Annotated in this window: 25 protein-coding genes and 1 pseudogene; 18 read left to right on the top strand and 8 right to left on the bottom strand. The window is 73.4% G+C overall.

Annotated elements, in window-relative coordinates; all coding sequences use genetic code 11:
- The 6 genes and pseudogenes from ABD230_RS14300 to ABD230_RS14275 all read left to right on the top strand — a co-directional run.
- Window positions 1-136: pseudogene (locus ABD230_RS14300) on the top strand (ABC transporter permease); the annotation flags it as partial.
- 13 nt (window positions 137-149) lie between these two features.
- Window positions 150-569 (top strand): cytidine deaminase, encoded by a 420-nt coding sequence (locus tag ABD230_RS14295; protein WP_344375683.1) that lies wholly within the window; start codon window positions 150-152, stop codon window positions 567-569.
- Entirely contained in the window at window positions 566-1867 is a 1302-nt protein-coding gene (locus ABD230_RS14290; RefSeq protein ID WP_344375680.1) for a thymidine phosphorylase, read from the top strand. Before ABD230_RS14295 ends, ABD230_RS14290 begins: the two co-directional genes overlap by 4 nt.
- 96 nt (window positions 1868-1963) lie before the next feature.
- Window positions 1964-3085: an adenosine deaminase gene (locus tag ABD230_RS14285; RefSeq protein WP_344375677.1), complete on the top strand. Its 1122-nt coding sequence runs from the start codon at window positions 1964-1966 to the stop codon at window positions 3083-3085.
- A gap of 53 nt (window positions 3086-3138) precedes the next feature.
- Window positions 3139-3621, top strand: a complete 483-nt coding sequence (locus tag ABD230_RS14280; RefSeq protein ID WP_344375673.1) for a PTS sugar transporter subunit IIA — start codon at window positions 3139-3141, stop codon at window positions 3619-3621.
- Window positions 3618-3902 (top strand): PTS sugar transporter subunit IIB, encoded by a 285-nt coding sequence (locus ABD230_RS14275; RefSeq protein WP_344375671.1) that lies wholly within the window; start codon window positions 3618-3620, stop codon window positions 3900-3902. Before ABD230_RS14280 ends, ABD230_RS14275 begins: the two co-directional genes overlap by 4 nt.
- A gap of 25 nt (window positions 3903-3927) precedes the next feature.
- On the opposite strand, the gene ABD230_RS14270 is transcribed toward ABD230_RS14275, so the two are convergent.
- Window positions 3928-5631: a phospho-sugar mutase gene (locus ABD230_RS14270; protein ID WP_344375669.1), complete on the bottom strand. Its 1704-nt coding sequence runs from the start codon at window positions 5629-5631 to the stop codon at window positions 3928-3930.
- A gap of 65 nt (window positions 5632-5696) precedes the next feature.
- On the bottom strand, window positions 5697-6524 hold the full coding sequence (locus ABD230_RS14265) for a purine-nucleoside phosphorylase (protein ID WP_344375667.1): 828 nt from the start codon (window positions 6522-6524) through the stop codon (window positions 5697-5699).
- A gap of 126 nt (window positions 6525-6650) precedes the next feature.
- Between ABD230_RS14265 and ABD230_RS14260 the strand changes: the two genes are divergently transcribed.
- Window positions 6651-8081, top strand: a complete 1431-nt coding sequence (locus ABD230_RS14260) for an NAD(P)H-quinone dehydrogenase (protein WP_344375665.1) — start codon at window positions 6651-6653, stop codon at window positions 8079-8081.
- Window positions 8082-8331: 250 nt separating this feature from the next.
- Entirely contained in the window at window positions 8332-9237 is a 906-nt protein-coding gene (locus tag ABD230_RS14255; RefSeq protein ID WP_344375661.1) for a DUF559 domain-containing protein, read from the top strand.
- A gap of 232 nt (window positions 9238-9469) precedes the next feature.
- Here ABD230_RS14255 and ABD230_RS14250 read toward each other — a convergent pair whose 3' ends face one another.
- Together ABD230_RS14250 and ABD230_RS14245 are read right to left on the bottom strand one after the other, a co-directional pair.
- Complete coding sequence (locus ABD230_RS14250) at window positions 9470-11242, bottom strand: acetyl/propionyl/methylcrotonyl-CoA carboxylase subunit alpha (protein WP_344375658.1); 1773 nt, start codon at window positions 11240-11242, stop codon at window positions 9470-9472.
- 133 nt (window positions 11243-11375) lie between these two features.
- Window positions 11376-12020 carry a Maf family protein gene (locus tag ABD230_RS14245; RefSeq protein ID WP_344375654.1) on the bottom strand — a complete coding sequence of 215 codons (645 nt, stop codon included), beginning with the start codon at window positions 12018-12020 and terminating at the stop codon, window positions 11376-11378.
- A 62-nt stretch (window positions 12021-12082) separates the two neighbouring features.
- Here ABD230_RS14245 and ABD230_RS14240 point away from each other — a divergent pair, with 62 nt between their 5' ends.
- The 4 genes from ABD230_RS14240 to ABD230_RS14225 all read left to right on the top strand — a co-directional run bounded on the left by ABD230_RS14240 (window position 12083) and on the right by ABD230_RS14225 (window position 16412).
- Window positions 12083-13420 carry a class I SAM-dependent RNA methyltransferase gene (locus ABD230_RS14240; protein ID WP_344375651.1) on the top strand — a complete coding sequence of 446 codons (1338 nt, stop codon included), beginning with the start codon at window positions 12083-12085 and terminating at the stop codon, window positions 13418-13420.
- 61 nt (window positions 13421-13481) lie between these two features.
- Entirely contained in the window at window positions 13482-14189 is a 708-nt protein-coding gene (locus tag ABD230_RS14235; RefSeq protein ID WP_344375649.1) for a response regulator transcription factor, read from the top strand.
- A complete protein-coding gene (locus ABD230_RS14230) occupies window positions 14176-15408 on the top strand; it encodes a sensor histidine kinase (protein WP_344375646.1) in 1233 nt (410 codons plus the stop codon). Before ABD230_RS14235 ends, ABD230_RS14230 begins: the two co-directional genes overlap by 14 nt.
- A complete protein-coding gene (locus ABD230_RS14225; protein WP_344375643.1) occupies window positions 15405-16412 on the top strand; it encodes a hypothetical protein in 1008 nt (335 codons plus the stop codon). The genes ABD230_RS14230 and ABD230_RS14225 overlap by 4 nt, the downstream gene beginning before the upstream one ends.
- A 358-nt stretch (window positions 16413-16770) precedes the next feature.
- On the opposite strand, the gene ABD230_RS14220 is transcribed toward ABD230_RS14225, so the two are convergent.
- Together ABD230_RS14220 and ABD230_RS14215 are read right to left on the bottom strand one after the other, a co-directional pair.
- Window positions 16771-17001 (bottom strand): acyl-CoA carboxylase epsilon subunit, encoded by a 231-nt coding sequence (locus ABD230_RS14220; RefSeq protein WP_344375640.1) that lies wholly within the window; start codon window positions 16999-17001, stop codon window positions 16771-16773.
- Window positions 17002-17010: 9 nt separating this feature from the next.
- Window positions 17011-18612 carry an acyl-CoA carboxylase subunit beta gene (locus ABD230_RS14215; protein ID WP_344375638.1) on the bottom strand — a complete coding sequence of 534 codons (1602 nt, stop codon included), beginning with the start codon at window positions 18610-18612 and terminating at the stop codon, window positions 17011-17013.
- Between the two features lie 136 nt (window positions 18613-18748).
- Here ABD230_RS14215 and ABD230_RS14210 point away from each other — a divergent pair, with 136 nt between their 5' ends.
- The 3 genes from ABD230_RS14210 (at window position 18749) to ABD230_RS14200 (ending at window position 21104) form a co-directional block, all read left to right on the top strand.
- The gene (locus tag ABD230_RS14210; RefSeq protein WP_344375635.1) at window positions 18749-19588 is read left to right on the top strand and encodes a biotin--[acetyl-CoA-carboxylase] ligase; all 840 of its coding nucleotides are present in this window, start codon (window positions 18749-18751) and stop codon (window positions 19586-19588) included.
- 7 nt (window positions 19589-19595) lie between these two features.
- Entirely contained in the window at window positions 19596-20168 is a 573-nt protein-coding gene (locus ABD230_RS14205; RefSeq protein ID WP_344375631.1) for a PH domain-containing protein, read from the top strand.
- Between the two features lie 90 nt (window positions 20169-20258).
- On the top strand, window positions 20259-21104 hold the full coding sequence (locus ABD230_RS14200; RefSeq protein WP_344375628.1) for a DarT ssDNA thymidine ADP-ribosyltransferase family protein: 846 nt from the start codon (window positions 20259-20261) through the stop codon (window positions 21102-21104).
- Here the strand turns inward: ABD230_RS14200 and ABD230_RS14195 are convergent.
- Window positions 21074-21751 (bottom strand): GtrA family protein, encoded by a 678-nt coding sequence (locus ABD230_RS14195; RefSeq protein WP_344375626.1) that lies wholly within the window; start codon window positions 21749-21751, stop codon window positions 21074-21076. The genes ABD230_RS14200 and ABD230_RS14195 overlap by 31 nt on opposite strands.
- 67 nt (window positions 21752-21818) lie before the next feature.
- Here ABD230_RS14195 and ABD230_RS14190 point away from each other — a divergent pair, with 67 nt between their 5' ends.
- The 3 genes from ABD230_RS14190 (at window position 21819) to ABD230_RS14180 (ending at window position 24916) form a co-directional block, all read left to right on the top strand.
- A complete protein-coding gene (locus ABD230_RS14190) occupies window positions 21819-22961 on the top strand; it encodes a 5-(carboxyamino)imidazole ribonucleotide synthase (RefSeq protein ID WP_344375624.1) in 1143 nt (380 codons plus the stop codon).
- A gap of 126 nt (window positions 22962-23087) precedes the next feature.
- Window positions 23088-23555 carry a 5-(carboxyamino)imidazole ribonucleotide mutase gene (purE, locus tag ABD230_RS14185; protein WP_344375716.1) on the top strand — a complete coding sequence of 156 codons (468 nt, stop codon included), beginning with the start codon at window positions 23088-23090 and terminating at the stop codon, window positions 23553-23555.
- Window positions 23552-24916 (top strand): LCP family protein, encoded by a 1365-nt coding sequence (locus ABD230_RS14180; RefSeq protein WP_344375622.1) that lies wholly within the window; start codon window positions 23552-23554, stop codon window positions 24914-24916. The genes purE and ABD230_RS14180 overlap by 4 nt, the downstream gene beginning before the upstream one ends.
- Window positions 24917-25046: 130 nt before the next feature.
- On the opposite strand, the gene ABD230_RS14175 is transcribed toward ABD230_RS14180, so the two are convergent.
- Window positions 25047-26186, bottom strand: coding sequence for a glycosyltransferase (locus tag ABD230_RS14175; RefSeq protein WP_344375619.1), 1140 nt, complete (start codon window positions 26184-26186; stop codon window positions 25047-25049).
- Between the last annotated feature and the right edge of the window lie 19 nt (window positions 26187-26205).

Here is a 26205-nt window from a genome sequence, read left to right as displayed (position 1 = left end):
CTCCGTGATCGGCTCCCCGGTCCCCAGCGAGTTCATGCTCATGCTGCCCTACGTCGTCACGATCCTCGCCGTCGCCGGATTCGTCGGCAAGGTCCGCGGGCCCGCCGCCGCCGGCAAGCCCTACATCAAGTCCTGACCGAGGAGGCCCGATGACCGACCAGCAGTCGATCGACTGGGACCACCTTCGCGAGATCGCCCGCGAGGCGATGGCGAAGGCCTATGCCCCCTACTCGCAGTTCCCGGTGGGCGCCGCGGCGGTCGCCGACGACGGGCGCGTCGTCAGCGGATGCAACGTCGAGAACGCCTCGTACGGCGTGACGCTCTGCGCGGAGTGCTCGCTCGTGTCGGCGCTCGTGATGTCCGGCGGGGGCAAGCTCGTCGCGTTCACGTGCGTCGACGGGCACGGCAACGTGCTCATGCCGTGCGGTCGCTGCCGGCAGCTGCTCTACGAGCACTCGGCGGAGGGGATGGTGCTCGAGACCGTCTCGGGCCTGAAGACGATCGACGAGGTGCTGCCCGACGCGTTCGGCCCGCGGCAGCTCGCCGAATTCCGAGGGGAGTCCGCATGAGCTCCGTCGAGGCCTTCGACGCCGTCGACCTCATCCGCACGAAGCGCGACCACGGCGAGCTGACGACCGACCAGATCGGATGGCTGGTCGACGCGTACACGCGCGGCTACGTTGCCGACGAGCAGATGTCGGCGATGACCATGGCGATCTTCCTCAACGGCATGACCCGCCGCGAGATCCGCGACCTGACGATGGCGATGATCGCGTCCGGTGAGCGCATGGACTTCTCGGGGCTCGGCAAGCCGACGACCGACAAGCACTCGACGGGCGGGGTCGGCGACAAGATCACGTTGCCGCTGATGCCGCTGGTGGCCTCCTTCGGCGTGGCCGTGCCGCAGCTGTCCGGTCGCGGGCTCGGACACACGGGCGGAACGCTCGACAAGCTCGAGTCGATCCCGGGATGGCGCGCCGAGCTCTCGAACGACGAGATGTTCGCCCAGCTCCGCGACGTGGGCGGCGTGATCTGCGCCGCGGGCGCCGGGCTGGCGCCCGCCGACAAGAAGCTGTACGCCCTCCGCGACATCACGGGCACGGTCGAGGCGATCCCGCTCATCGCGTCGTCGATCATGTCGAAGAAGATCGCCGAGGGCACGGGTGCGCTCGTGCTCGACGTGAAGTTCGGGTCGGGCGCGTTCCTGACGGACATCGAGCGGTCGCGCGAGCTCGCACGCACGATGGTCGAGCTCGGCGAGGACGCCGGCGTCGCGACCTCCGCGCTCCTGACGAACATGAACGTCCCGCTCGGGCTCACGATCGGCAACGCGAACGAGGTCCGGGAGTCCGTCGAGGTGCTCGCCGGCGGCGGGCCCGCCGACGTGCGCGAGCTCACCATCGCGCTCGCCCGCGAGATGCTCGAACTCGCCGGCGTCACGGACGCCGACGTCGAGCAGGCGCTGGACGACGGTCGCGCCATGGACACCTGGCGCGCCTCGATCCGCGCCCAGGGCGGCGATCCCGACGCCCCGATGCCGGTCGCGAAGGAGCAGCACGTCGTGACCGCGGACCGGGACGGCGTCCTCGTCCGCCAGGAGGCCCTGCCGTTCGGCATCGCCGCCTGGCGCCTCGGCGCGGGCCGAGCGCGCAAGGAGGACCCGGTGCAGCACGCGGCGGGGATCGACCTGCACGCGAAGCCCGGCGACGAGGTCCGTGCCGGCCAGCCCCTGTTCACGCTGCACGCCGACGAGCCCGCACGCTTCGCTCGTGCGCTCGAGTCGGTCGAGGGGGCGTGGGAGATCGCCGACGCCGGTGCCGAGGTCCAGGACGGCGGCCCGCTCATCGCCGACCGCATCGGGCGCTAGCCACCGCAGGTGCGACGCGGGGGATCGCGCGTCGCACGCCGTCGTACGCAGGGATTTCCCTGCGTCCACGCGCCTGCGCGCCGCTATCGTGGTGGGGTGGACACACGCGCGACCGAATACCGGATCGAGGGGGACGGCACCGACATCCGGTCGCTGCCCAAGATCTCGCTGCACGACCATCTCGACGGCGGCCTGCGGCCGCAGACCGTCATCGAGCTCGCCGACGAGATCGGGCTCGAGCTCCCCGCCACCGAGGCCGACGAGCTCGGCCGCTGGTTCGCCGACCAGTCCGATTCGGGCTCGCTCGTCGAGTACCTGAAGACGTTCGACGTGACGACGGCCGTCATGCAGACCCGCGAGGGCCTGACGCGCGTCGCACGCGAGTTCGTGCAGGACCTCGCCGAGGACGGGGTGATCTACGGAGAGGTCCGGTGGGCGCCCGAGCAGCACCTGACCCGCGGGCTCACGCTCGACGAGACGGTCGTCGCCGTCCAGGCCGGACTCGACGAGGGCGTTGAGGACGCCCGCCGCCAGGGCCACCGGATGCGCGTCGGCCAGCTGGTCACCGCGATGCGGCACGCCGACCGCGGGCTCGAGATCGCCGAGCTCGCCGTCCGGCACCGCGACCGCGGCGTCGTCGGGTTCGACATCGCGGGCGCCGAGGCGGGCTTCCCGCCGAGCCGGCACCGCACGGCGTTCGACTACCTCGCGACCCGCTTCATGCCGGTGACCGTGCACGCGGGCGAGGCCGACGGCATCGAGTCCATCCGCAGCGCACTGTTCGACGGCCGCGCCCTGCGCCTCGGGCACGGCGTGCGGCTCGCCGAGGACCTCACGATCGAGCGGCAGGACGACGAGAACACGTACGTCTCGCTCGGCCCGGTGGCGCAGTGGGTGCGCGACCGCGAGATCGCGCTCGAGACCAGCCCGTCGTCGAACCTGCAGACCGGCGCGATCGCCGCGTGGGGCGACGAGCTCGTCGACCACCCCTTCGACCTGCTCTACCAGCTCGGCTTCCGCGTCACGGTGAACACCGACAACCGCCTGCAGTCGGGCACCTCGCTGACGCGCGAGCTCTCGCTGCTGTCGGACGCGTTCGGCTACGATCTCGACGACTTCGAGATCTTCCAGCTCAACGCCGCGGCCGCGGCCTTCCTCCCGCTCGACGACCGCGAGGATCTCGTCGAGCAGATCCAGGACGGGTTCGACGAGGCCTGACCGCGCCGCGTCGCCCCGTACCACCTGCCAGCACCACGCCGAAACGGACCCCGATGACCCTTCCTCCGCTCCCCGACGACGCGATCCGGCTCGGCGCCGAGGTCGCCGACTGGCGAGCCGCCGTGCGCGCCGCGGGAGACGCCCTCGCCCGCTCGGGCTCGACGCTGCCCGGGTATGCGGAGCGCATGATCGAGGTGCTCGACGAGTTCGGCGCGTACATCGTGATCGCCCCCGGGCTCGCGCTCGCCCACGCGCGGCCGGGTCCGGACGTCCGGCGCTCCGGCCTGTCCGTGGTCACGCTCGCCGAGCCGGTGCCGTTCGGGCACCCGCACAACGACCCCGTGCGCGTCGTGCTCGGCCTGGCCGTGACGAGCGCCGAGGAGCACGTGGCGAGCGTCGCCGACCTGGCGAACGTCTTCAACGAGCGGACGGCGATCGACCGGCTCGCCGCCGCCGGCAGCGCGGGCGAGGTCCGGGCGGTGCTCTCCGCGTCCGGCGGCAGTCCTGCGCCGGATGCCGCGGAGGCCGCGTCGTGAGGATCGTGGCGGTCTGCGGCCTCGGCGTCGGCACGTCGGCCATCCTGCAGGGCAATGCCGAGCGTGCGCTCTCCCGGCTCGGTCTCAGCGCTGACGTCACGGCGAGCGACCTCGCCGGCGTGCGCGAGGCGGCCGCCGACGCGCAGGTCGTGCTCACCTCGACCGAACTCGCCGACCGCGTGCGCGAGGCGCTCGGGCGTACGTGGGCCGAGATCATCGAGGTCGAGAACTACTTCGACGTCGACGAGATCGGACGCAAGCTCGAGGCGTCGCTGGGGTAGGCCGCGGCGCCTCGAGCCTGGAGCCTCAGGCGATGAGCTCCCGCATCCCCGCCTCGAGGCGGGCGACGACGTCGGCGGCCGCGGCACGACGCTCCGCGACGGAGCCCTCCGCCGCGGACGCGTCGATGTAGACCTTGAGCTTCGGCTCGGTGCCGCTCGGGCGCACCATGACGCGCGCGTCGCCGTCGAGGACGAGCCGCAGCACGTCCGACGGCGGGTACCCGTCGGCGCCCTGCGCGAGGTCGTCGATGCGCGCCACCCGGATGCCGCCGACCTCGGCCGGCGGTCGCGCGCGCAGGCGGGCCATGATGTCGGAGATGCGCGACAGGTCGGTGACCCGGATCGACACCTGGGTCGACTCGTGCGCCCCGAACCGCTCGGCGAACTCGTCGAGGTGGTCGGCGACGGTGCGGCCCTCGGCTGCGAGTCGCGCGGCCAGCGACAGGAACGCGACGGCGGCCGAGATCCCGTCCTTGTCGCGGACGGTGCCGGGGTTCACGAGGTAGCCGAGGGCCTCCTCGTAGCCGAACGCGAGGTCGGGTGCACGCGAGATCCACTTGAAGCCGGTCAGCGTGGCGCGGAAGTCGAGCCCGTACGCGCGCGCGATCGCCTCGAGCCCGGGGGAGGAGACGATCGAGCAGGCGAGCGTGCCGCGCGGGCCCGCGCCATCCGTCGTCGATCCGGCGAGGCCCTCGGCGACCTGCCAGCCGAGCAGGAGCCCCACCTCGTTGCCCGAGAGGCGGCGGTAGCCCTCGGACGCCGACGCGTCCGGGATGGCGACGGCGAGGCGGTCGGCGTCCGGGTCGTTGGCGATGACCAGGTCGGCGCCCGCGGCGCGGGCGGCCTCGAACGAGAGGTCCATCGCGCCGGGCTCCTCGGGGTTCGGGAACGCGACGGTCGGGAAGCGCCCGTCCGGCTCGATCTGCGCGCCGACGAGCTCGGGGGCGTCGAACCCAGCGGCCTCGAGGACGCGCTGCAGCGTCTCCCAGCCGACCCCGTGCATCGCCGTGTAGACCGCGCGCGGCTGCGCCGCCGGCGGGCTCGCGACGGCGGCGGTCGCCGCGATGTAGGCGTCGACGACCGACTCGTCGGCCGTCTCCACCTCGCCACGGGGCAGATCCGGCACCAGGGTGCCGTGGGCGACGCGGAGGATGTGCGCGGCGATCTCGCCGTCGGCCGGTGCCACGATCTGCGACCCGGCGTCCTCGCCGCCGAGGTAGACCTTCATGCCGTTGTCGTTCGGCGGGTTGTGCGACGCGGTGATCATGACCCCGGCGCTCGTGTCGAGGTGCCGGACGGCGAACGCGAGCACGGGCGTCGGCAGCAGGCGCGGCAGCAGCACGGCGCGCACGCCGACGCCGGACATCACCTCGGCGACGTCGCGGGCGAAGACCTCCGAGTTGCGGCGTCCGTCGTAGCCGACGACGACGCTCGGGACCGCGCCGTCCGCCGCGTGCTCGAGCAGGTAGGCCGCCAGCCCGGCGGCGCCCTGCGACACCAGCACCCGGTTCATCCGGTTGGGACCGGCGGCGATCTCGCCGCGCAGGCCCGCGGTGCCGAAGGCGAGCCGCTCGTCGAATCGCGAGGCGAGGTCGGCGGATGCCGCGTCGTCGCCGTCGCGCACGGCCGCGACCACGGCCGCCAGCTCGTCGCGGGTCTCGGGGTCCGGGTCCTGGGCGATCCACGCCTCGGCGAGGGCGATGCGCTCGTCGTCGGTGGGCTGCGGCATCCGTTGCCTTCTCTCTTGCGTGCGACGTCGCGTCGCGGGTGTCCGGTGTGCGGTGCGCGCTCGCGTCAGATCGACACGACGATCTTCGCGAGCAGGTCGGAGATCTTCGCCTCGGCGGCACGGCCCGCCTCGATGACCTCCTCGTGGCTGAGCGGCGTCGACTGGATGCCGGCGGCGAGGTTCGTGATCAGCGACATGCCGAGCACCTCCATGCCGGCCTGCCGGGCCGCGATCGCCTCGAGCGCGGTCGACATGCCCACGATGTGGCCGCCGATCGTCTTCGCCATCTGCACCTCGGCGGGCGTCTCGTAGTGCGGCCCGCGGAACTGCACGTACACGCCCTCGTCGAGCGACGGGTCGATGCCGTGCGCGATGCCGCGCAGCCGCGCCGAGTACAGGTCGGTGAGGTCGATGAACGTGGCGCCCTCGAGCGGCGAGTCGGCCGTGAGGTTGATGTGGTCGCTGATGAGCACGGGGGTGCCCGGGGTCCAGTGCTCCCTGATGCCGCCGGCGCCGTTGGTGAGGATCATGGTCTTCGCGCCCGTCGCCGCGGCGGTGCGGACCGAGTGCACGACCCGGCGCACGCCGTGGCCCTCGTAGTAGTGCGTGCGTGCGCCGATGACGAGCGCGCGCGTGCCGTTCGGCAGCGCCACCGAGCGCAGCGTGCCGACGTGGCCCTCGAGCGCGGGCTTCGAGAAGCCGGGCACCTCGTTCGCCGGGATGGTGTGCGTGGTCTCGCCGATGAGCTCGGCGGCGGCGCCCCAGCCGGAACCGAGCGTGAGGGCGAGGTCGTGGTGCTCGACGCCGGTCAGCTCGGCGATGCGGTCGGCCGCGTCTCGGGCGACGGCGAACGGATCGGCGGCGGGGTCGTCGAGCGGGTTCAGAGGCTGCATGTCCTCATGCTACGCAAGGGGTGGATTCCGCGGCACCGCGTGCGCGGGGTCGTGCTCGTCTGCGCGCGACCCGTGCACCTCGCCCGCGTTCGCGCGCGCACGCGCGCGTGGGTGAGAATGGAGGCCATGCACACCACCTTCGAGCGCACCCAGAGGATCGCCGTACTCGGAGGTGGACCGGGCGGGTACGAGGCCGCCCTCGCCGCCGCCCAGCTGGGTGCCGAGGTCACCCTCGTCGAGCGCGCCGGCGTCGGCGGCTCCGCCGTGCTCACCGACGTCGTCCCGTCCAAGTCGCTCATCGCCACCGCCGAAGCGTCCAACGCCGTGAAGGAGGCGGCCGACCTCGGCGTGCAGTTCTTCGCCAAGGGCGCCGACGACAAGGCCGTGAAGCCCGACGTCGCGATCAACCTGCAGGCCGTGAACAAGCGGCTCCTCGGCCTCGCCGCGCAGCAGTCCGAGGACATGCGCACCAACCTGCTCGACGCCGGCGTCCGGCTCGTGCAGGGCGAGGGGCGACTCGACGGCCCGAACGCGATCATCGTCGCCACCGCGAAGGGCGGCACGGACTTCGACCGCATCGAGGCCGACACGCTCGTGATCTCGACGGGGGCGACGCCGCGCGTGCTCCCCTCGGCCGTGCCGGACGGCGAGCGGATCCTCACCTGGACCCAGCTCTACACCCTGAAGCACGTGCCCGAGCACCTCATCGTCGTCGGATCCGGCGTCACGGGCGCCGAGTTCGCGTCGGCCTACCGGGCGCTCGGCGCGAAGGTGACGCTCATCTCGAGCCGAGAGCACGTGCTCCCCGGCGAGGACGCGGACGCGGCCGCCGTGATCGAGAAGGTGTTCAAGCGCAACGGGATGAAGGTGCTGTCGAAGTCGCGCGCGGACTCGGTCGTGGTCGACGGAGACGGGGTCCTCGCCACGCTCGCCGACGGTCGCGAGGTGCGCGGCTCGCACTGCCTCATGGCGGTCGGGTCCGTGCCGAACACGGCAGACCTCGGCCTGGAGGAGGCCGGCGTGCAGCTCGCCGAGTCGGGCCACATCCGCGTGAACCGGGTGGCGCGCACGTCGATGCCGAACATCTACGCCGCGGGCGACTGCACGACGTTCCTGCCGCTGGCATCCGTCGCCTCGATGCAGGGCCGCACTGCGGTGTTCCACGCGATGGGCGACATCGTGAACCCGCCCGAGAACCGCAACATCACCTCGAACATCTTCACGCAGCCCGAGATCGCGACCGTGGGCTGGACCCAGAACGAGATCGAGCAGGGCGTCGTCCCCGGCGTCGTCTACAAGCTGCCGCTGTCGTCGAACCCGCGCGCGAAGATGATGGGCATCCGCGACGGCTTCGTGAAGCTGTTCGCCTCGAGCGCGTCCGGCTCGATCATCGGCGGCGTCGTGGTGGCGCCGAAGGCGTCCGAGCTCATCTTCCCGCTCGCGCTCGCGGTGGAGCACCGGCTCACGGTCGACCAGTTCGCCGAGGCGTTCCCGGTCTATCCGTCGCTGTCGGGCTCGCTCACCGACGCCGCGCGCGCGATGCACGTCGTGCGCTGACGCCGCCCGCCCGCCCGCGATCGCGTGGTCCTTGGGCGTTTCTCAGGAGTTATCCGGCGGGTCGCGGCATCCGTCGGCGCGTTCTCCTGAGGAACGTGTGGTCGCGCCCGATCGTTCCTGAGAAACGCGAAGGTGGTGGGGGTGGTGCGGGCGTCGGTGAGCCGTCCTGCACCGGTGGTGGGTGCGACGTGGCGTCCCCGGGTGAGGTGCCGCGGTCGCCGGGGAGACGGCGGCGGGCGAGGGTACGACGATGCCCATCGTCACGAATCCGGACCCCTCGCCCGTCGATGCGGTCGCCGAACTCGGCGGCATCGCGTCGCGTGAACAGCTCATGGCGGCCGGCGTGCGAGGTCCCGCCATCTCCGTCGCCGTGCGTCTCGGCGCGATGCGACGGATCCGGCGCGCGCACTACGCCCTGCCCGACGCCGATCGTTCGGCCGTCGCGGCGGTCCGTCTCGGTGGTCGACTCGGCTGCGTGAGTGCGACGTCGAGCCATGGACTGTGGACCCCGACGCCACGACACGTGCACGTCGCGCTCGCCGTGAACGCCGCACGGCTGCGGACGAATCGCGTCCTGGTGCAGAGTGGCGAGCCGCTCACGCCCGACCGGATGCCGCTCGAGGTCCGGCTGCACTGGAGCGACGTCCCGTACGGCGAGCGGGCGGACGAGTCGGCCTGGCGCGTCCCGGTCGCCCGGGCACTGGTCCAGGTGGCACGGTGCTGCGACCGCCGCGAGGTCGCCGCGGTGTTCGAGTCCGCGATCACGTCCGGCTTCATCGACACGTCCGCGGCGCAGCGACTGCTCGACGCGAGCGCGCCTGCGCGGCTCGGTCGTGTCCGTCTGCGCGGAATGGACGGTTCGGGTGTCGAGACCTACCTCGCGCTCGAACTGCTCGAGCTCGGCGTCCCCTTCATCCAGCAGGTCCCGTTCGACGGCGTGGGCCTGGTCGACTTCCTGGTCGCCGGGCGGCTGGCCGTCGAAGTCGACGGCTACCGGTTCCACTCGGGACGCGACGCGTTCTCACGCGATCGGCGACGGGACGAGGTGCTCCTGCACCGAGGCATCCCGACGCTCCGGCTGGCCGCTGAGGACGTCCTCACCGATCCCCGCGCGGCCGCCCTCCGCGTCGTGTCCGCGCTCGCGGCGATCGACTGACGCGCCGCTGACGCCTCCGCTGACGCCCCGGTCGGCTCGCGCCCGGTCGGCAGCAGGACGGTGCGGCCCGGCCACGCACCGGACGGCAGGCTCCGAACGCTTCTCAGGACTCCTCGGCCGCAACGGCGCGTTCCTCAGGAAGACCCGCCGACGGATGCAGCGACACGCCGGATAACTCCTGAGAAACGCGACTCGGGAGCTCGCCCGCGAGGGGCGGAGGCGGCGGTGGGGGTCAGGCGTCGGCGATCGAGAGCAGCAGGTGGCCGCTCGAGACGGTGACGCCGGGCTGCGCGTTGAGCACGCCGATCACGCCGTCCTTGTGGGCGACGATCGGCTGCTCCATCTTCATGGCCTCGAGCACGAGCACCAGGTCGCCCTTGACGACCTTGTCGCCCTCGGCGACGGCGACCTTCACGACCGTCGCCTGCATGGGCGCGGTCACGGCGTCGCCGGTGGCGGTGTCGACGGAGTGGTGCACCGAACGGCGGCGCGGCGCCGGGCCGAGCGCACCGTTGCCGGACGTCGAGGCGCCGGCGAGCCGCTTGGGCATCGACACCTCGATGCGGCGGCCGTCGACCTCGACGACGACGCTCGCGCGCGCCGACGGGCCCTTGGTCTCGGCGAGCTCGCCCGACCACGGTTCGAGGGTGTTGTCGTACTCGGTCTCGATCCAGCGCGTGTACACCGAGAAGGGCGCGTCGCCGGCCGGGGCGAAGGCCGGGTCGCGAACGATGTCGCGGTGGAAGGGCAGCACGGTCGGGAGGCCTGCGACCTCGAACTCGTCGAGCGCACGGCGGGCGCGCTCGAGCGCGTCCTTCCGCGACGAGCCCGTGACGATGAGCTTGGCGAGCAGCGAGTCGAACGCCCCCGAGATCTCGTCGCCGCTGGTCACGCCGGAGTCGACGCGGACGCCGGGGCCGCCGGGGAACCGGAGCTGGTGGATGGGGCCCGGAGCGGGCAGGAAGTTGCGGCCCGGGTCCTCGCCGTTGATGCGGAACTCGAACGAGTGACCGGTCGTCACGGGGTCGTCGTAGTCGAGCGTGCCGCCCTCGGCGAGGCGGAACTGCTCGCGCACGAGGTCGAGGCCGGTGACCTCCTCGGAGACGGGGTGCTCGACCTGGAGGCGCGTGTTCACCTCGAGGAACGAGACGGTGCCGTCCTGGCCGATCAGGAACTCGCACGTGCCGGCGCCGACGTAGCCGACCTCCTTGAGGATCGCCTTGGACGACTCGTAGAGCAGGCGGTTCTGCTCCTCGGTGAGGAACGGCGCGGGTGCCTCTTCGACGAGCTTCTGGTGGCGGCGCTGCAGCGAGCAGTCGCGCGTGGACACGACGACGACGTTGCCGTGCTCGTCGGCGAGGCACTGGGTCTCGACGTGGCGCGGCTTGTCGAGGTACTTCTCGACGAAGCACTCGCCGCGACCGAACGCGGCGACGGCCTCGCGGGTCGCCGACTCGAAGAGCTCGGCGACCTCGCCGCGTTCGCGGGCGACCTTGAGTCCGCGACCGCCGCCGCCGAAGGCGGCCTTGATGGCGACGGGCAGGCCGTGCTCGTCGACGAACTCGAGCACCTCCGCGGCGTCCGCGACGGGGTTCAGCGTGCCCGGGGCGAGCGGGGCGCCGACCTTCTCGGCGACGTGGCGGGCGGAGACCTTGTCGCCGAGGCGCTCGATGGCCTCGGGCGACGGCCCGATCCAGATGAGGCCGGCGTCGATCACGGCGCGGGCGAAGTCGGGGTTCTCGGCGAGGAAGCCGTAGCCGGGGTGCACCGCGTCGGCGCCGGAGCGGCGGGCGACGGAGAGGATCTTGTCGATCACGAGGTAGGTCTCGGCGCTCGTGGCACCGTCGAGGGCGTACGCCTCGTCAGCCAGCTTGACGTGCCGCGCGTCGCGATCCTGGTCGGCGTAGACGGCGACGGAGCCGAGCCCGGAGTCGCGGGCGGCGCGGATGACGCGGACGGCGATCTCGCCGCGGTTGGCGATGAGGACCTTGGTGATGCGACGCATGATGACCAAGCCTATTGGCGGATTCCCAGCCGACTTTGGACGCGGCCCACAAAAAAGACCCATGGGTGTTTCGGTGACCGACAACGGATGCCGCGTGGTGGGGCCCGATGCGGCCGCTGGAGCGGACGCCCGGTCAGCTCCTCCCGAGGTCCCAGAGGTCGATCCAGCCGGCGCCGAGCTCGCGCACGAGGTCGCGCAGGGTCGACAGCGAGAGGCCGACGACGGTCGACGGGTCGCCGGAGACCGAGCGGATGAACGGGCCGCCGAGGCTGTCCACGGTGAACGAGCCGGCCACGGCCAGCGGCTCGCCCGATGCGATGTAGGCGTCGATCTCGGCGTCGTCGAGTTCGGCGAACTCGACGACGGCCGACGCCGGCCGACCGACCGCGCCGCGCACGGCGCCGCCGCGGTGGTCGATGACCCAATGACCGGACCACAGCACCCCGGACCGCCCGTTCTGCCGCGTCCAGCGCTCCCGGGCCACCTCGGGCCGGTGGGGCTTGCCGTGCAGCGTCCCGTCGACGAGGAACGCCGAGTCGCCGCCGAGGATGAGGCCGTCGATCGGCGCACCGTCGACGTCGCGTCCGACGATCGCCTCGGCCTTGCGCTGCGCGAGGAGCTGCACGAGCTCGTGCGGCGCCAGCGGACCGTGCTCGGCCTCGTGCTCCGCGACGGCGGCCTCCTCGTCGACTCCCGGTGCGACGAGCACGGGCTCCACCCCGGCCTGGCGCAGGAGCTGTCGTCGGGCGGGGGAGGTCGACGCGAGGTAGAGGCGCATGGGTCCATCCTGCCCGGCGCCCGTCCGGGCTCGCACACGGGTGCATGTGCGATGCTCGGACGATGGCCGAATCCCGTCGTCGACCCGGTCGCCGCCACGCGCGCGGCGGCGGGCGTCGCCCTGCTCCCGCACGTCCCGCCGAGCCGGGGCCGGTGCTCGACCTCGACGTCGAGCGCATCGCGCACGGCGGCGTCGCGGTGGCGCGCCACGAGGGCCGGGTCGTGTTCGTCGCCGACGCGATTCCGGGCGAACGCGTCCGCGCCCGGGTGACGGATGCCGGTCGCGACCGGTTCTGGCGCGCCGAGACGCTCGAGGTGCTCGACGCCTCTCCCGACCGCCGTCCGCACGTCTGGCCCGAGGCCTCGGTCGATCGCGCTCCGGAGCACCGCGCGGGCGGGGCCGAGTTCGGCCACGTCCGCATGCCGCGGCAGCGGGCGCTGAAGGGCGACGTGCTCCGGGACACCCTGGCGCGCATGGGCGGCGTCGAGCGCGACGTCGTGGTCGAGCCCGTGGACGCCGCGCTCGCTCCGGGCGTCGACGCGGAGGCGGGGACCGGCTGGCGCACGCGCGTGCGCCTCCACGTCGACGACGACGGATCCGTCGGGCCGTATGCGGCGCGCAGCCACCGCGTGGTGCCGGTCCGCTCCCTCCCGCTCGCCCTCGCCGAGCTCGAGGCGATCGCCCCGCTCGCCGGCACGGCGGTCGGGGCGTCGGCGGTCGACCTCGTCGCGCCGTCGGACGCGCCGGGGGAGGTCGTCGTGCGGATGCCGGGGGACCGGAGGGACGACGCTGCGACACGCACGATCGTCGAGCGGGTGGGCGAGCGCCGGTTCACGCTCGATCGCGACGGGTTCTGGCAGGTGCACCGCGGAGCGGCCGCCACGCTCACGCGGGCCGTGCAGGAGGCGATCGACCCGGCGCGGTTCGATCCCGCCGCCGACAACCAGGACCTCTACGGCGGCGTGGGGCTCCTGGCTGCCGCCGTCGGGGATCGGTTCGGCGCGGGCACGCGGATCACGACGGTCGAGGCCGACGCCCGGGCCACCGAGCACGCGGGGGCGAACCTCGCCGACTGGATCGGCGCGCGCGCCCTCACCGACCGCGTCGACCGGTACCTCGACCGCCTGGCGGCCGAGGCGGATGCCGCGGCTCGCGGGTTCGCCGGCGCGACCGTCGTGCTCGATCCGCCGCGTTCGGGCGCCGGACGTGCGGTCGTGGAGCGACTGGTCGCGCTGGGGCCCGCCCAGGTGGTCTACGTCGCCTGCGATCCCGTCGCGCTGGCCCGCGACGTCGCCACGTTCCGCGAGCACGGCTGGGAGCTCGAGTCGCTCGCCGCGTTCGACCTGTTCCCGAACACGCACCACGTCGAGGCGGTCGCCCGCCTGGCGGCTATCGTGTGAGGACGGGACCTGACGCGTCCGCCGCGATGCGGCGGGGCGCAGGCGTGACGGGGGAGGGTGCGTGACGGCGGAGACGGACGGGCCGGGGGCGCCCGCGACGACCACGACGATCGCGATCGTCGACGACCACGAGGCCGTGCGGCTCGGCCTGCGCGCCGCCTGCGGCGAGGCCGGCTACGACGTGGTGGCGGACACGGCCGACGTGCCGACCCTGCTCGCCGTCCTCGACGACCCGGCGGTGGAACCGGCGCGGGTCGTGCTGCTCGACCTGTCGCTCGGCGACGGCTCGCGCGTGACCGACAACGTCCGCGCCGTCCTCGCGACGGGCAGCCAGGTGCTCGTGCACAGCATCGCCGACCGGGTCGCCGCGGTCCGCGAGGCGCTCGCCGCCGGTGCCGCGGGCGTCATCCCGAAGTCCGCGCCGACGTCCGCGGTGATCTCCGCGATCGCGACGGTCGCGCGCGGCGAGGCGCTGAACAACGTCGAGTGGGCGAGCGCCATCGAGGCGGACCGCGACTTCGCGAAGGCACAGCTCGGCCGCCGCGAACGCGACGTGCTGCACCTGTACGCGTCCGGCCTGCCGCTGAAGCTGGTCGCCCAGCAGCTCGGCATCGCGCATTCGACGGCGCGCGAGTACCTCGACCGGATCCGTGCGAAGTACGTCGAGGTCGGACGCCCGGCGCCGACGAAGGTCGACCTGCTGCGACGGGCGGTGGAGGGCGGCATCCTGCCGGGCCTCGACGCCGAGGCCGGGGATGCCCGCCGCTGACTGGCGGGCGAGCCGCCTCGTCCCGCGCCGCGCGGCGGTGAGCCGCGCGCAGGTCGAGACGGTCACGGGTCGTGCCCTCGGTGCGTTCGGCGTCGTGTTCGGCGCGCAGACGGTGCCGACCGCGATCGACCAGTCGCAGTACCTCGCCGACGGCGGGGGCGTGGCGATGATGGCCGTGCTGTACGGCTCGATCGCCGCGCTCGCCGCGGCGACCTTCACGCGGGTCGCGGTGCGCGCCGCCGCGCTGGCGTTCGCGGGGGCCTACGTGCTCGCGCTGCTCGCCTGGCCGTTCCTCGTGGTCGACCCGGTATCGATGTCGGGGCAGACGCCGTGGCTGTACTACCTGTGCACGGTCGCGACGACCGCTGCGGTGGTCGCGCTGCCGGTGGCGCCCGCAGCGGCGTACACGACGGCGGTCCCCGCCGTCTACGGCGTGGTGCGGCTGAGCCCGTCGGGCGGTGCCGCGGGTCCGCTCCTCGCCGTGCTGGACACGATGTACGCCGTGATCCTCGGCGTGGTCGTGCTCGTCATCATCACGATGCTCCGGCAGGCGGCCGTCGCGGTCGATGCCGCGCAGGAGGCGGCGCTCGAGCGCTACGACGCCGTGGCCCGGCAGCACGCCAACGAGATCGAGCGGGTCAAGGTGGACGCGCTCGTGCACGACAGCGTGCTCACCACCCTCCTCACGGCCGCGGCGGCCCAGACGCCCGCCGAACGGGCGCTCGCGAGCCGCATGGCGGGCGACGCCGTGCGTCGCCTCGACGAGGCCGCGATCGAGGTGCCGGGCGTCGACGACCGCGTGTCGCTCGGCGTCCTCGTGCGCCGGCTCCGGGCCGGCGTGGCGGGATTCTCGGCCCCCTTCCTCGTGCGCGTGGCCGACACGGCCGGCGTCGAGCTGCCCGTCGAAGCCGTCGACGCGCTCTCCTCCGCGGCGATGCAGGCGATGGTCAACAGCGTCCAGCACGCCGACGAGGCGAACGGTCGCGTCCGCCGCGAGCTCGAGGTCTCCGGCGTCGGCGCGGGCGGATGCGTCATCCGCGTGATCGACAACGGATCGGGCTTCGACCCGGCGACCGTCCCCGCCAGCCGCCTCGGCCTGCGGGTGTCGATCGAGGAGCGGATGTCGAACGAGGGCGGCTCGGCGCGCGTCGAGTCCGCGCCGGGTGCGGGCACGCGGGTGACGCTCGCCTGGCCGGCCGGGGTGGAGGGCGGCGCATGATCTCCGTCCCGCGCTGGCTGCTCATGGCCCTCGCCGCGATGTTCTCGGGCTACCACGTCGTGCTCGGCATCTACTCGCTCGCGACCGACGTCCCCGCCACGCCGTGGCCGGTGGTCGTCGCCCTCGTGCTCTACGTCGTCGCGACCGTGCTGAGCCTGTGGCCCGGTCGCCGGGCGCGCATGCCCGACTGGCTCGCCGCGCTCGACCTGGCGGTCGGCATCGTGCTGCCGCTGCTCGTGACGAGCCAGCTCGACCCCGCCCGCGACAACGGCTACGCCACCTGGTACGTCGCGGCGGTGGGCACGCTCATGACGATCGCCGCGGCGCGCCGCCAGCTCGTCGTGGCGTGGGTCGGCGTCATCGTGCTCGCCGTCCAGACGGTGGCCTGGGCCGGACCGCTCGCCCTCGGCGCGCTGGGCGTGGTCGGCAGCGTCGTGTGGGTCGCGATCGCCCACATGCTCTCCGCGGCGCTCGCGGGCGCCGCCCGGGCGACCCGGCGCTACGCGCAGGCGGAGCGCGAGGCGGCGGCGTGGCAGGCGGCGCAGGACGCCCACCTGTTCGAGGGCCGCATGCGGCTGGCCCAGACGCAGCGGCTCGCCTCGCCCATGCTCCGGCGGGTCGCGTCGGGCGGCATGCTGACCGACGCCGAGCGGGCCGAGTGCCGCACGCTGGAGGCCGCGATCCGCGACGAGATCCGCGGGCGCATGCTGCTCACCGACGCCGTCCGGGCCGCCGTGCGCCACGCGCGCGAGCGCGGCGCCACGGTGACGCTGCTCGACGAGGGCGGCATCGACGACCTCGACGAGGCTGAGCGCGACCGGATCCTCTCGCAGCTCGCCGACGCGGTCGAGGGCACGGGGGCCGACCGGATCATCGCCCGGACGGCGGCCGAGGGCTCGCCCGTGGCGGTGACGGTCGTGGGCCTGAGCGGCGGCGCCGGCGAGGTGGTCGAGTCGGAGGACGCGGAGGTCGCGCTCTGGCTGGAGATCCCGCGCGCCGGGTAGCCGTGCCGCGGCATCCGTGGCGCCGAGTCGCCCCGCGTCATCCGTCGCCGCGCCGGAACCGGCGCCGGACATGGAAGCGGGGGGTCGGCCCCTACCGACCCCCCAGCAAGCCCGAGTCACGGCGACAACCCGAATATCGCCCTGACTCGCCCCCAGAGCGTCACCGGTTACCCAGCCGGTGACGGTGTACGACTCCGATGGAGTGCGTACCTCCATGGTACGGATCCGACGCGGGCTGCGAAGTCAGCATTTCGGGGGACACGAGGGGGACAGGTGTGCGGACACGGCGCGCGTCGCGTCCGCCCGCCGGGTCGGCGGGGGCGTCGGTCGGGGGACAGCGGAAGGGACGGCGGCCGGGTCAGCGCGCGGAGCCCACCCAGCGTCCGGGACCGACCTCGATCCGGGGGCGCAGGGCGGTGCGCGGGTGCGACCAGTCGCTGCGACGCGCCGGCTCCGGCGCGGCGTCGTGCTGGTGCTCGCGGACGGCCGCGACGAGCACCGCCGTCACCGCGGCGGCCTCCTCGGCCGTGACGTCACGCGTGGCGAACCGGAGGTCGAGGGCCTCGCCCTCGGGGGTCGAGCTGGTCATCGCGGCCTCCTACAGCGGGATGTTGCCGTGCTTCTTGGCCGGAAGGCTCGCACGCTTGGTCCGGAGCGCACGGAGCGCCTTGGTGACCGACACGCGCGTCGCCGCCGGCTCGATCACGCCGTCGAGCTCGCCGCGTTCGGCGGCCAGGAACGGCGAGGCCACGTTGTAGGTGTACTCGTTCGCGAGCTTCGTGCGGACCGCCGCGACGTCCTCGCCGGCCTCCTCGGCCCGCTTGATCTCGCCGCGGTAGAGGATGTTGACGGCGCCCTGGCCGCCCATGACGGCGATCTCGGCGGTCGGCCAGGCGAGGTTGATGTCGGCGCCGAGCTGCTTGGACCCCATGACGATGTACGCGCCGCCGTAGGCCTTGCGCGTGATGACGGTGACGAGCGGGACCGTCGCCTCGGCGTACGCGTACAGCAGCTTCGCGCCGCGGCGGATCACGCCCGTCCACTCCTGGTCGGTGCCGGGCAGGTAGCCGGGCACGTCGACGAGCGTGAGGATCGGGATGGAGAACGCGTCGCAGAACCTCACGAACCGCGACGCCTTCTCGCCGGCGGCGATGTTGAGCGTGCCGGCCATCTGGCTCGGCTGGTTCGCGATGATGCCGACGGACCGACCCTCGACGCGGGCGAAGCCGACGACGATGTTCGGGGCGAACAGCGGCTGCACCTCGAGGAAGTCGCCGTGGTCGACGATGCCCTCGATGATCGAGTGCATGTCGTACGGCTGGTTCGGCGAGTCCGGGATGATCGTGTTGAGGCGGCGGTCCTCGTCGGTGATCTCGAGCTCCGCCTCGCTCTCGTAGACCGGCGCCTCGGACATGTTGTTGTCGGGCAGGAACGAGACGAGCGTGCGCGCGTAGTCGAGTGCATCGGACTCGTCGCTCGCGAGGTAGTGCGCGACGCCCGAGACCGTGTTGTGGGTCAGCGCCCCGCCGAGCTCCTCCATGCCGACGTCCTCGCCCGTGACCGTCTTGATGACGTCGGGGCCGGTGACGAACATCTGGCTCGTCTTGTCGACCATGATCACGAAGTCGGTGAGGGCGGGCGAGTAGACCGCGCCGCCCGCGGCCGGGCCGCAGACGATCGAGATCTGCGGGATGACGCCGGACGCCGCCGTGTTGCGGCGGAAGATCTCGCCGTACTTGCCGAGGGCGACGACGCCCTCCTGGATTCGGGCGCCGCCGGAGTCGAGGATGCCGATGATGGGCACGCCCGTCTTCAGCGCATGCTCCATGACCTTGATGATCTTCTCGCCGGCGACCTCGCCGAGCGAGCCGCCGAAGATCGTGAAGTCCTGCGAGTAGACCGCGACCGGACGCCCGTGGATGGTTCCGAGGCCGGTCACGACCGCGTCGCCGTAGGGGCGCTTCGCGTCCATGCCGAAGGCGTGCGTGCGGTGCCGCACGAACTCGTCGAGCTCGACGAACGAGCCCGGGTCGAGCAGTTCGGCGATGCGCTCGCGCGCGGTCATCTTGCCCTTGGCGTGCTGCTTCTCGATGGCCGCCTCGCCCGATGCCGTCACGGCCTCGTGGTAGCGCTGCTTGAGGTCGGCGAGCTTGCCCGCGGTCGTGGCGAGGTCGGGGCCGTCGTTCGTCGATTCGGTCACGCCGTTCACTCTACCGGCGCCCCTTCCGGCCGGTTCGTTGACGGATTCCCACAAAAAGCGGTTGGCGGATGGTGGTCATCGCCACCGCCGCGGGACCGCCGGACACTACCCTGAACCACGACGGAAGGGGAGCCGCATGGGCTGGGAGCGGTCGCGGGCAGCGGTGCCGAGGTTCGAGTGGCTGGACTCGACGGGGTCCACCAACGACGTCCTCCGGGAGGCGGCGACCGGTCCGCGGGCTGCGGACTGGCCGCACGGCGCCGTCGTCGTCACCGACGACCAGACGCACGGGCGCGGGCGGCTCGGCCGCACCTGGCTCGCGCCGACCGGCAAGACCCTCGCGATCTCGGTGCTCGTGCGGCCCTCGTCGTTGCCCGGTGCACCCCTGCCCGTCGACGCCTACGGCTGGCTCCCGCTCATCGCGGGCGCGGCGATGACGGAGGCGGTGCGCGGTGCGGTCGCGGCGGCGTCGGCCGCGCAGGACGACGAGGACGACGGCACGGGCGTCGTCGACGTGCGCCTGAAGTGGCCGAACGACGTGCTCGTCTCCGGGTACAAGGTCTGCGGCATCCTCTCCGAGCTCGTGTCGGTCGATGCCGTGGTCGTCGGCGCCGGGCTCAACCTGACGCTCGACGAGCACGACCTCCCGACGCTCACCTCGACGTCGCTGCTGCTGGCGACGGGCGTCCGCCCCGACGGCGACGCCGTGCTCTCGGACTACCTCGAGCGGCTCCTCGCGCTCGTCGCGGACCTCGTCGCGGCGGGCGGCGACGCCGTCGCGAGCGGCGTGCACGAGCGGGTGAGCGCGCTGTGCGGCACCCTCGGCCAGGACGTCCGGGTGGAGTTGCCGGGCGGCGCCGGCTTCACGGGGACGGCGGAGCGCATCGACGCGGACGGCCGGCTCGTCGTCCGCGACGACGAGAACGGCGAAGCGCAGGCTGTCGCCGCCGGGGACGTCACGCACCTGAGGTATTAATGGGCCTATGGGGGAGACGGCCGACGCACCCGCGCCCGCGGACACGGAACTCGTCGTCGCGCGCCTGCGCCGGCACGGCCGCGTGCTCGTCGTCCCCGCGGTCATCCTGATCGGCGTCGTCGGCGTGACGGCGTACGCGATCCCGTGGCTCGAGGAGGGCTGGCCGCGGCTGGCGGCGCTGGTCGGCGGCGCCCTGCTCCTCGTGATCGGCTGCGTGCTGCCCTACCTGGGGTGGCTGAGCTCGCGCACGACCATCACGACCCGGCGGGTGATCGTGCGCCGCGGCCTCTTCGTGCGTGTCCGGCGCGAGCTCTGGCACCGGCGCGGCTACGACGTGCAGGTGCGCCGATCGTGGCTGCAGCGGATGTCGGGCTCGGGCGACGTGCTGCTCGAGACGGGCCACGAGGTGCCGGTCGTGCTGCGCGACGTCCCGGCTCCGCTGGCGGTGCAGTCGGCGCTGCACGAGCTCATGGCCCGTGCGCACGAGCTCGGAACACCGCTCCCCGGTGCGGCGGCGGGACCGGCCATCGGGCCGGCCGCGTTCGCGACGGCCGACACCACCTCGTGGGGCGCTCGCTGAGCGGACGCTGCACGCGCGGCCCGCGCGAGCGCGTACGCTGGTCCGCGGCCCGCGCAGCACGGCGGGTCGACGCGACGAAAGGCACCGCACTTGGGCGAGGAATGCATCCACGGTTTCGATGAGGGGCTCTGCGCCATCTGCTCGCCCCCGCCCGAGCCCGAGCCCGCACCGAAGCCGGCGCGTGCCGCCCGTCCGGCCGCGCGCCGCGCCGCGCCCCGCGAGCGCGCCGAGGTCCGCGGCGGCTCCGCGGCATCCGCCCGGTCCGGCCGGGGCAGCAGCGCCTCGGCGGCACCCGTCGACGCCGGGGCGACCCGCATCTACCACGTGACGCACATCGAGAACCTCGGGCGCATCCTCGGCGCGGGGGCCCTCCTCGCCGACACCGGCGAGCCCGCGGCGACGCCGGCCGTCGACATCGCGGCACCGGCGGCGCGCGAGTACCGCCGGACCGCGACCGTGCCCGGCGCCGACGCGACCGTCGCCGAGTACGTCCCGTTCCTGCTCAGCACCGATGCGCACCTCTGGGACGCGATCCGCACCGGCTCGGTCGACCCGCGGCTCGCGCCCGAGGCCGTCGAGCGCGCCGCGGCCGACCACGTGATCCTCGTGACCTCGGTGTCGGCGGCGGTCGGCGCGCGGAAGGACGCGCCGGGCGAGGTCGTGGCGAGCGCCACCGACGCCGGGATCGGCGGCGCCGCGCTCGCCGCCGACTGGCCCGCGGTCGAGCGCACCATCGTCCGGCTCACCCTCGCCGAGGACGGCGAGGGGCTCCGATCCGGCGAGGTGCTGGTGCGCGGCAGCGTGCCGATGGAGCGCATCGCCCTCATCGCCGTGTCGAACGACCGCGTGCGCGACCGGGTCCGCGCCGCGCTGCAGGCGGTCGGCGCCAAGACCCGCGTGGCGGTCTACCCGCCCTGGTTCCTCGGCACCGACTGAGCGGCCGTCGGCCCCGCGGCCTCCGGGACCGTGGGCGCCTCCTGGTCCGCCGGGGGCGGCATGGCGGCGGTCCCCGGAACCGGCTCACCGCCCTCGGACGGGCCCGGCTCGAGCCGCTCGAGCGGCGGCTCCTCGAAGAGCGCGCGCTGCGCCTCCTCGGTGCGCGCGAGGTTCGACAGGCCGTCGCTGCGGTGGTGCCCGTACACCCAGTACCGGTAGAGGAGGAACCGGAACGCCGTGCCGAGGCCGAGCCCGATCACGTTCGACGAGATGTTGTCGGCGAGCAGGCTCGTGAACCCGAGCACGTGGTGGCTCACCCAGAGGCACGCGAGCGAGATCGCCATGCCGCCGAGCGAGACGACCGCGTACTCCGCGAACTCGCGCAGCGCGTGCCGTCGGCGATGCCGCCGGAACGTCCAGTAGCGGTTGCCGATCCAGTTGAAGACGATCGCCACGCTCGTCGAGATCGTCTTCGCGCCGATCGCCGACTGCGCCCAGGTGCCCTCGCCGAACACGCCGATGCGCAGCGCGTTGAACAGGGCGACGTCGATGGCGAAGCCGATGAGTCCCACGACGCCGAACTTCACGACGTAGGCGAGGAACCCGTGCCAGGCCCGCGAGGCGAGTGCGCGGAGCGAGTCGGGCATCCCCCGATCCTACCGAGCGCGCGCGCCGTAGACTGTGATGTCGCGGCCAGGGGCGCCGCGGGAACGGATGGTGCGTCAGGTGCGAGTCGGAGTGATCGGCGGGGGGCAGCTCGCCCGCATGATGATCCCCGCGGCGATCGAGCTCGGCATCGAGCTCCGCGTGCTGGCGGAGGACGAGGGGATGGCGGCGGCGCTCGCCGCCGACCGGGTCGGCGACTACACCGACGTCGACGTCGTGCTGCCCTTCGCCCGGGAGGTCGATGTCGTCACGTTCGACCACGAGCACGTGCCGCAGGACGTGCTGCGCGCGCTCGTCGACGCCGGCGTCGCCGTGCACCCGGGACCGGACGCGCTCCGCTTCGCCCAGGACAAGCTCCTGATGCGCGAACGGCTGTCGGAGCTCGGCCAGCCCGTGCCCGAGTGGGCGCGGGTGACGACGCCCGAGGAGCTCGACGCCTTCATCGCCGAGCACGGCGGTGCGGCCGTCGTGAAGACCCCGCGCGGCGGGTACGACGGCAAGGGCGTCCGTGTGGTCCGCGGTGCGGCCGAGGTCGCCGAGTGGTTCGCGGCCGCCGCCGAGGACGGGCGCGACGGCGCGCTCCTCGCCGAGGAGCTGGTCGACTTCCGGCGCGAGCTCGCCCAGCTCGTCGCCCGCCGGCCGTCCGGCGAGGTCGTCGCCTGGCCGCTCGTCGAGACCGTGCAGGTCGACGGCGTGTGCAGCGAGGTCATCGCGCCGGCGCCGCACTCGGCCGGGCGCCTCGCGGACGTCGCGGCCGATGTGGCGATCGGCATCGCCGAGGGCCTCGGCGTCACGGGCGTGCTCGCCGTCGAGATGTTCGAGACGACCGACGACCGGGTGCTCGTCAACGAGCTGGCCATGCGCCCGCACAACTCCGGCCACTGGAGCATGGACGGGGCCACGACGAGCCAGTTCGAGCAGCACCTGCGCGCGGTGCTCGACCTGCCGCTCGGCGGCACCGGATGCCACGCGGAGTGGTCCGTGATGGTGAACCTGCTCGGCGGGCCGGCCGAGGGCTCGCTCGCCGACCGCTACGCGGACGCGCTCGCCGAGCACCCGACGGTGAAGGTGCACAACTACGGCAAGGCGCCGCGGCCGGGTCGCAAGGTCGGCCACGTCACCGCGATCGGCGACGACCTCGATGAGGCCGTGTACGAGGCGCGCGCGGCCGCGGCCGAGCTGCAGGACTGATCGGCCCCGCGCGACGGCGGGTCCCGCTGCGGCCGAACGGAGCGCCGCTGCGGGGAACTCGCAGCCGTCAGCCCTAATATCGATCGGGTGATCGCAGGCAACCCCACCCCCCTCGTCGGCGTCGTCATGGGCTCCGACTCCGACTGGTCCGTCATGCAGGAGGCCTCGGCCGTCCTCGACGAGTTCGGCGTCGCGCACGAGGTCGAGGTGGTCTCGGCGCATCGCACGCCGGAGAAGATGATCGCCTACGGCACGGAGGCCGCCGCCCGCGGCATCCGTGTCGTCATCGCCGGAGCCGGCGGCGCGGCGCACCTGCCCGGCATGCTGGCGTCGGTGACGACGCTGCCCGTGGTGGGCGTGCCCGTCCCGCTGGCGCGGCTCGACGGCCTCGACTCGCTGCTCTCGATCGTGCAGATGCCGGCGGGCGTGCCCGTCGCGACCGTCTCCATCGGCGGTGCGCGCAACGCCGGACTCCTCGCGGTGAAGATCCTCGCGACGGCCGACGACCGGTTGCGCGACGCGCTCGCGGAGTACGCGGCCTCGCTCGCGGCGATGGTCGAGGAGAAGAACGAACGGTTGAAGTCGAGCCGATGAGCCTCGCAGAGAGCCCGATCCGCTACCCGGACACCGGATCCCGGCCGCTGATGACGCGGCGCGGCTGGTGGCTGGTGGGCCTCAACATCCTCGTCCCCGGGTCCGCGCAGTCGCTCGCGGGCAACCACCGGCTCGCCCGCATCGGGCTCGGCGCGACGCTCGTGCTGTGGACGATCGTGGTCGTGGCGGTGGTGCTCCGATTCGTGGCGCCGACGATCCTCTACTCGCTCATCGCGAACAGCGTGGTGCTCTGGGTCGTGGCGCTGGTGCTCGTCTTCTACGGCGTGCTCTGGGTCGTGCTCACCCTGGACACGCTGCGCCTCGTGCGCCTCGTGAAGACCGAGCCGAACGCGCGGGGCTGGATCGCCCTGCTCGCCGCGGGCGTCATGGTGCTCGTCTCGGGCGGCGCCGCGTACGGCGCCTACGTCGCCACCACGGCGAGCGGATTCCTCTCGACGGTCTTCGTCGCGGGGCCGAGCGAACCGCCCGTCGACGGCCGCTACAACATCCTGCTGCTCGGCGGCGACTCCGGTCCGGACCGCGAGGGCATGCGACCCGACTCCATGACGGTCGCCTCGATCGACGCGGAGACCGGGCAGGCGGTGCTCATCGGACTGCCCCGCGACCTCGAGGACATCCCGTTCCCCGACGGCTCGCCGCTCGCCGCCGTGTACCCGGAGGGCTACGGCTCGATCGACGGCTGCGAGGTCGACGTGTGCCTGCTCAACTCGATCTACACCGAGGTCGAGCTGAAGAGCCCGGAGATGTACCCCGACGCCGAGGCACGGGGGAGCCAGCCCGGCATCGAGGGCATGCGGGATGCCGCGGAGGGCGTCACGGGACTCACGATCCAGTACTACGTGCTCATCGACATGCAGGGCTTCGAGGCGCTGATCAACGCGCTCGGCGGCGTCGACATCACCGTCGAGCAGCGCCTGCCGATCGGCGGCGACGAGGACCTGCAGAACGTCGACGGATGGGTCGAGGCCGGTCCGCAGCACATGGACGGCTACACGGCACTCTGGTACGCGCGCGCCCGGCACGGCACGAGCGACTACGACCGGATGCAGCGGCAGCGGGTGCTGCAGGAGGCGATCCTGGTGCAGTTCACGCCGACCAACGTGCTGACGAAGTTCCAGGCGGTGGCCGAGGCCGGCGCCGAGACGGTGCGGACCGACATCCCGCAGTCGATGCTCGGCTACTTCGTCGACCTCGCCGGCAAGACACGGGAGCTGCCCGTGCAGACCCTCGAGCTGACGCCCGACAGCGGGATCGACCCGGCGGCACCCGACTGGGACGTCATCCACGCGATGGTGCAGGACGCGCTCGTACCGGTGACGCCCGAGCCGACGGAGGGCTGAGGCCGGAGGCCACCCGGCTGACGTCACGCGGTGGACGTCCGCCGTTCGCGGAGCCGACCTCGGTCACCGGGTGGTCCGTGTCGCCGAGGATCGGGGGTGGCGGCTCGCCTCGGTGCTGGGGGACCGACCGCTACAGGTCGGCGTGCAGCTGCCAGACGCGTTCGGCCGAGTCTCGCCAGTCGAACGCGTTCGCGCGGTCGCCGCCGGCGACCGACAGCCGGTCGGCGAGGTCGCGCTGCTCGACGACGGACGTGACGGCGGCCGCCAGTCGCTCGACGTACCCGCCGCCGACGCCGACCGGCACCGCGAGCCCGGCGTCGGCGGAGACCTCGACGTACGCGGGCGCGTCGGAGTGGATCACGGGCACGCCGAGGCTGAACGCCTCGATCAGCTCAGTGCCGTCGCCTTCGTCGTGGCTCGGCGCCACGAACGCGGTCGCGCCGGCGAGGACGACGGCGAGCTCCGCGGCATCCGCCGGCTCGACGGCGTGCACGCGGTTCGGGGCCACGCCCGCCTCCTCGGCGACCGTCGCCAGGTGCTGCTCGCCGTAGGACTCCGGACCGACGACCACGAGCGGGATCTCGGGCACGCCCGGCCGCCCCAACGCCTGCAGCAGGTCGATCACGCCCTTGCGCGGCTCGAGCGAGCCCTCGACGACGAGGTACTCGGAGGGCAGGCCGAGTCCGCGCGCGATCGCGTCGCCCTGCGCGGGGATGGCGAGGCCGAGCCTCGGCGCCGTGCCGATCACGCGGATGCGGTCGCCGAGGTCGACGATCGAGGCGAGCCGCTCGGCCAGCGCGTGGGTGGGCACGACCACGGCGTCGGCGTGGCGACGCGCACGCTTGAGCATCGCCTTCTGCCAGGCGACCGACGCCGTCGTGAGCGATTCGGGGTGGCTCCACGCGAGCACGTCGTGCACGGTGGCGACGACCTGCTCGCCCGGCACCGTGCGGTCGTGCCGCCGCAGCGGCGCGAACAGGCTCGTGGCGTGGATCATGCCGCCGCCGGGCGAGGTCGTGACGCCGAACTGCCACGCCGCGGCCAGCTCTCGCCGGGCGAGGCTCGAGCGGTAGAGGCCCGACAGCCCCGGCAGCGCCGCATGCACGCGGTCGTAGTCGGACGGCAGCGAGCTCGAGACGATGCCCTCGACGGCGCACCCGGCCGGCGCGCTCTCGATCAGCGCGCGGGCCAGCGCCTCGCTGTAGCGCCCGATCGGTCCGGGCACCGGGGCGATCAGCTGGTCGACGATCACGCGCAGGGTCGTGGGCATGCCCCTCCTTCGAGCGGTC

Source organism: Agromyces tropicus, from assembly GCF_039531345.1.
In the GTDB taxonomy this organism is placed as follows: Bacteria; Actinomycetota; Actinomycetes; order Actinomycetales; family Microbacteriaceae; genus Agromyces; species Agromyces tropicus.
Note: the sequence above shows the minus strand (reverse complement) of the source record. Positions and strands in the feature narration are given on the sequence as shown.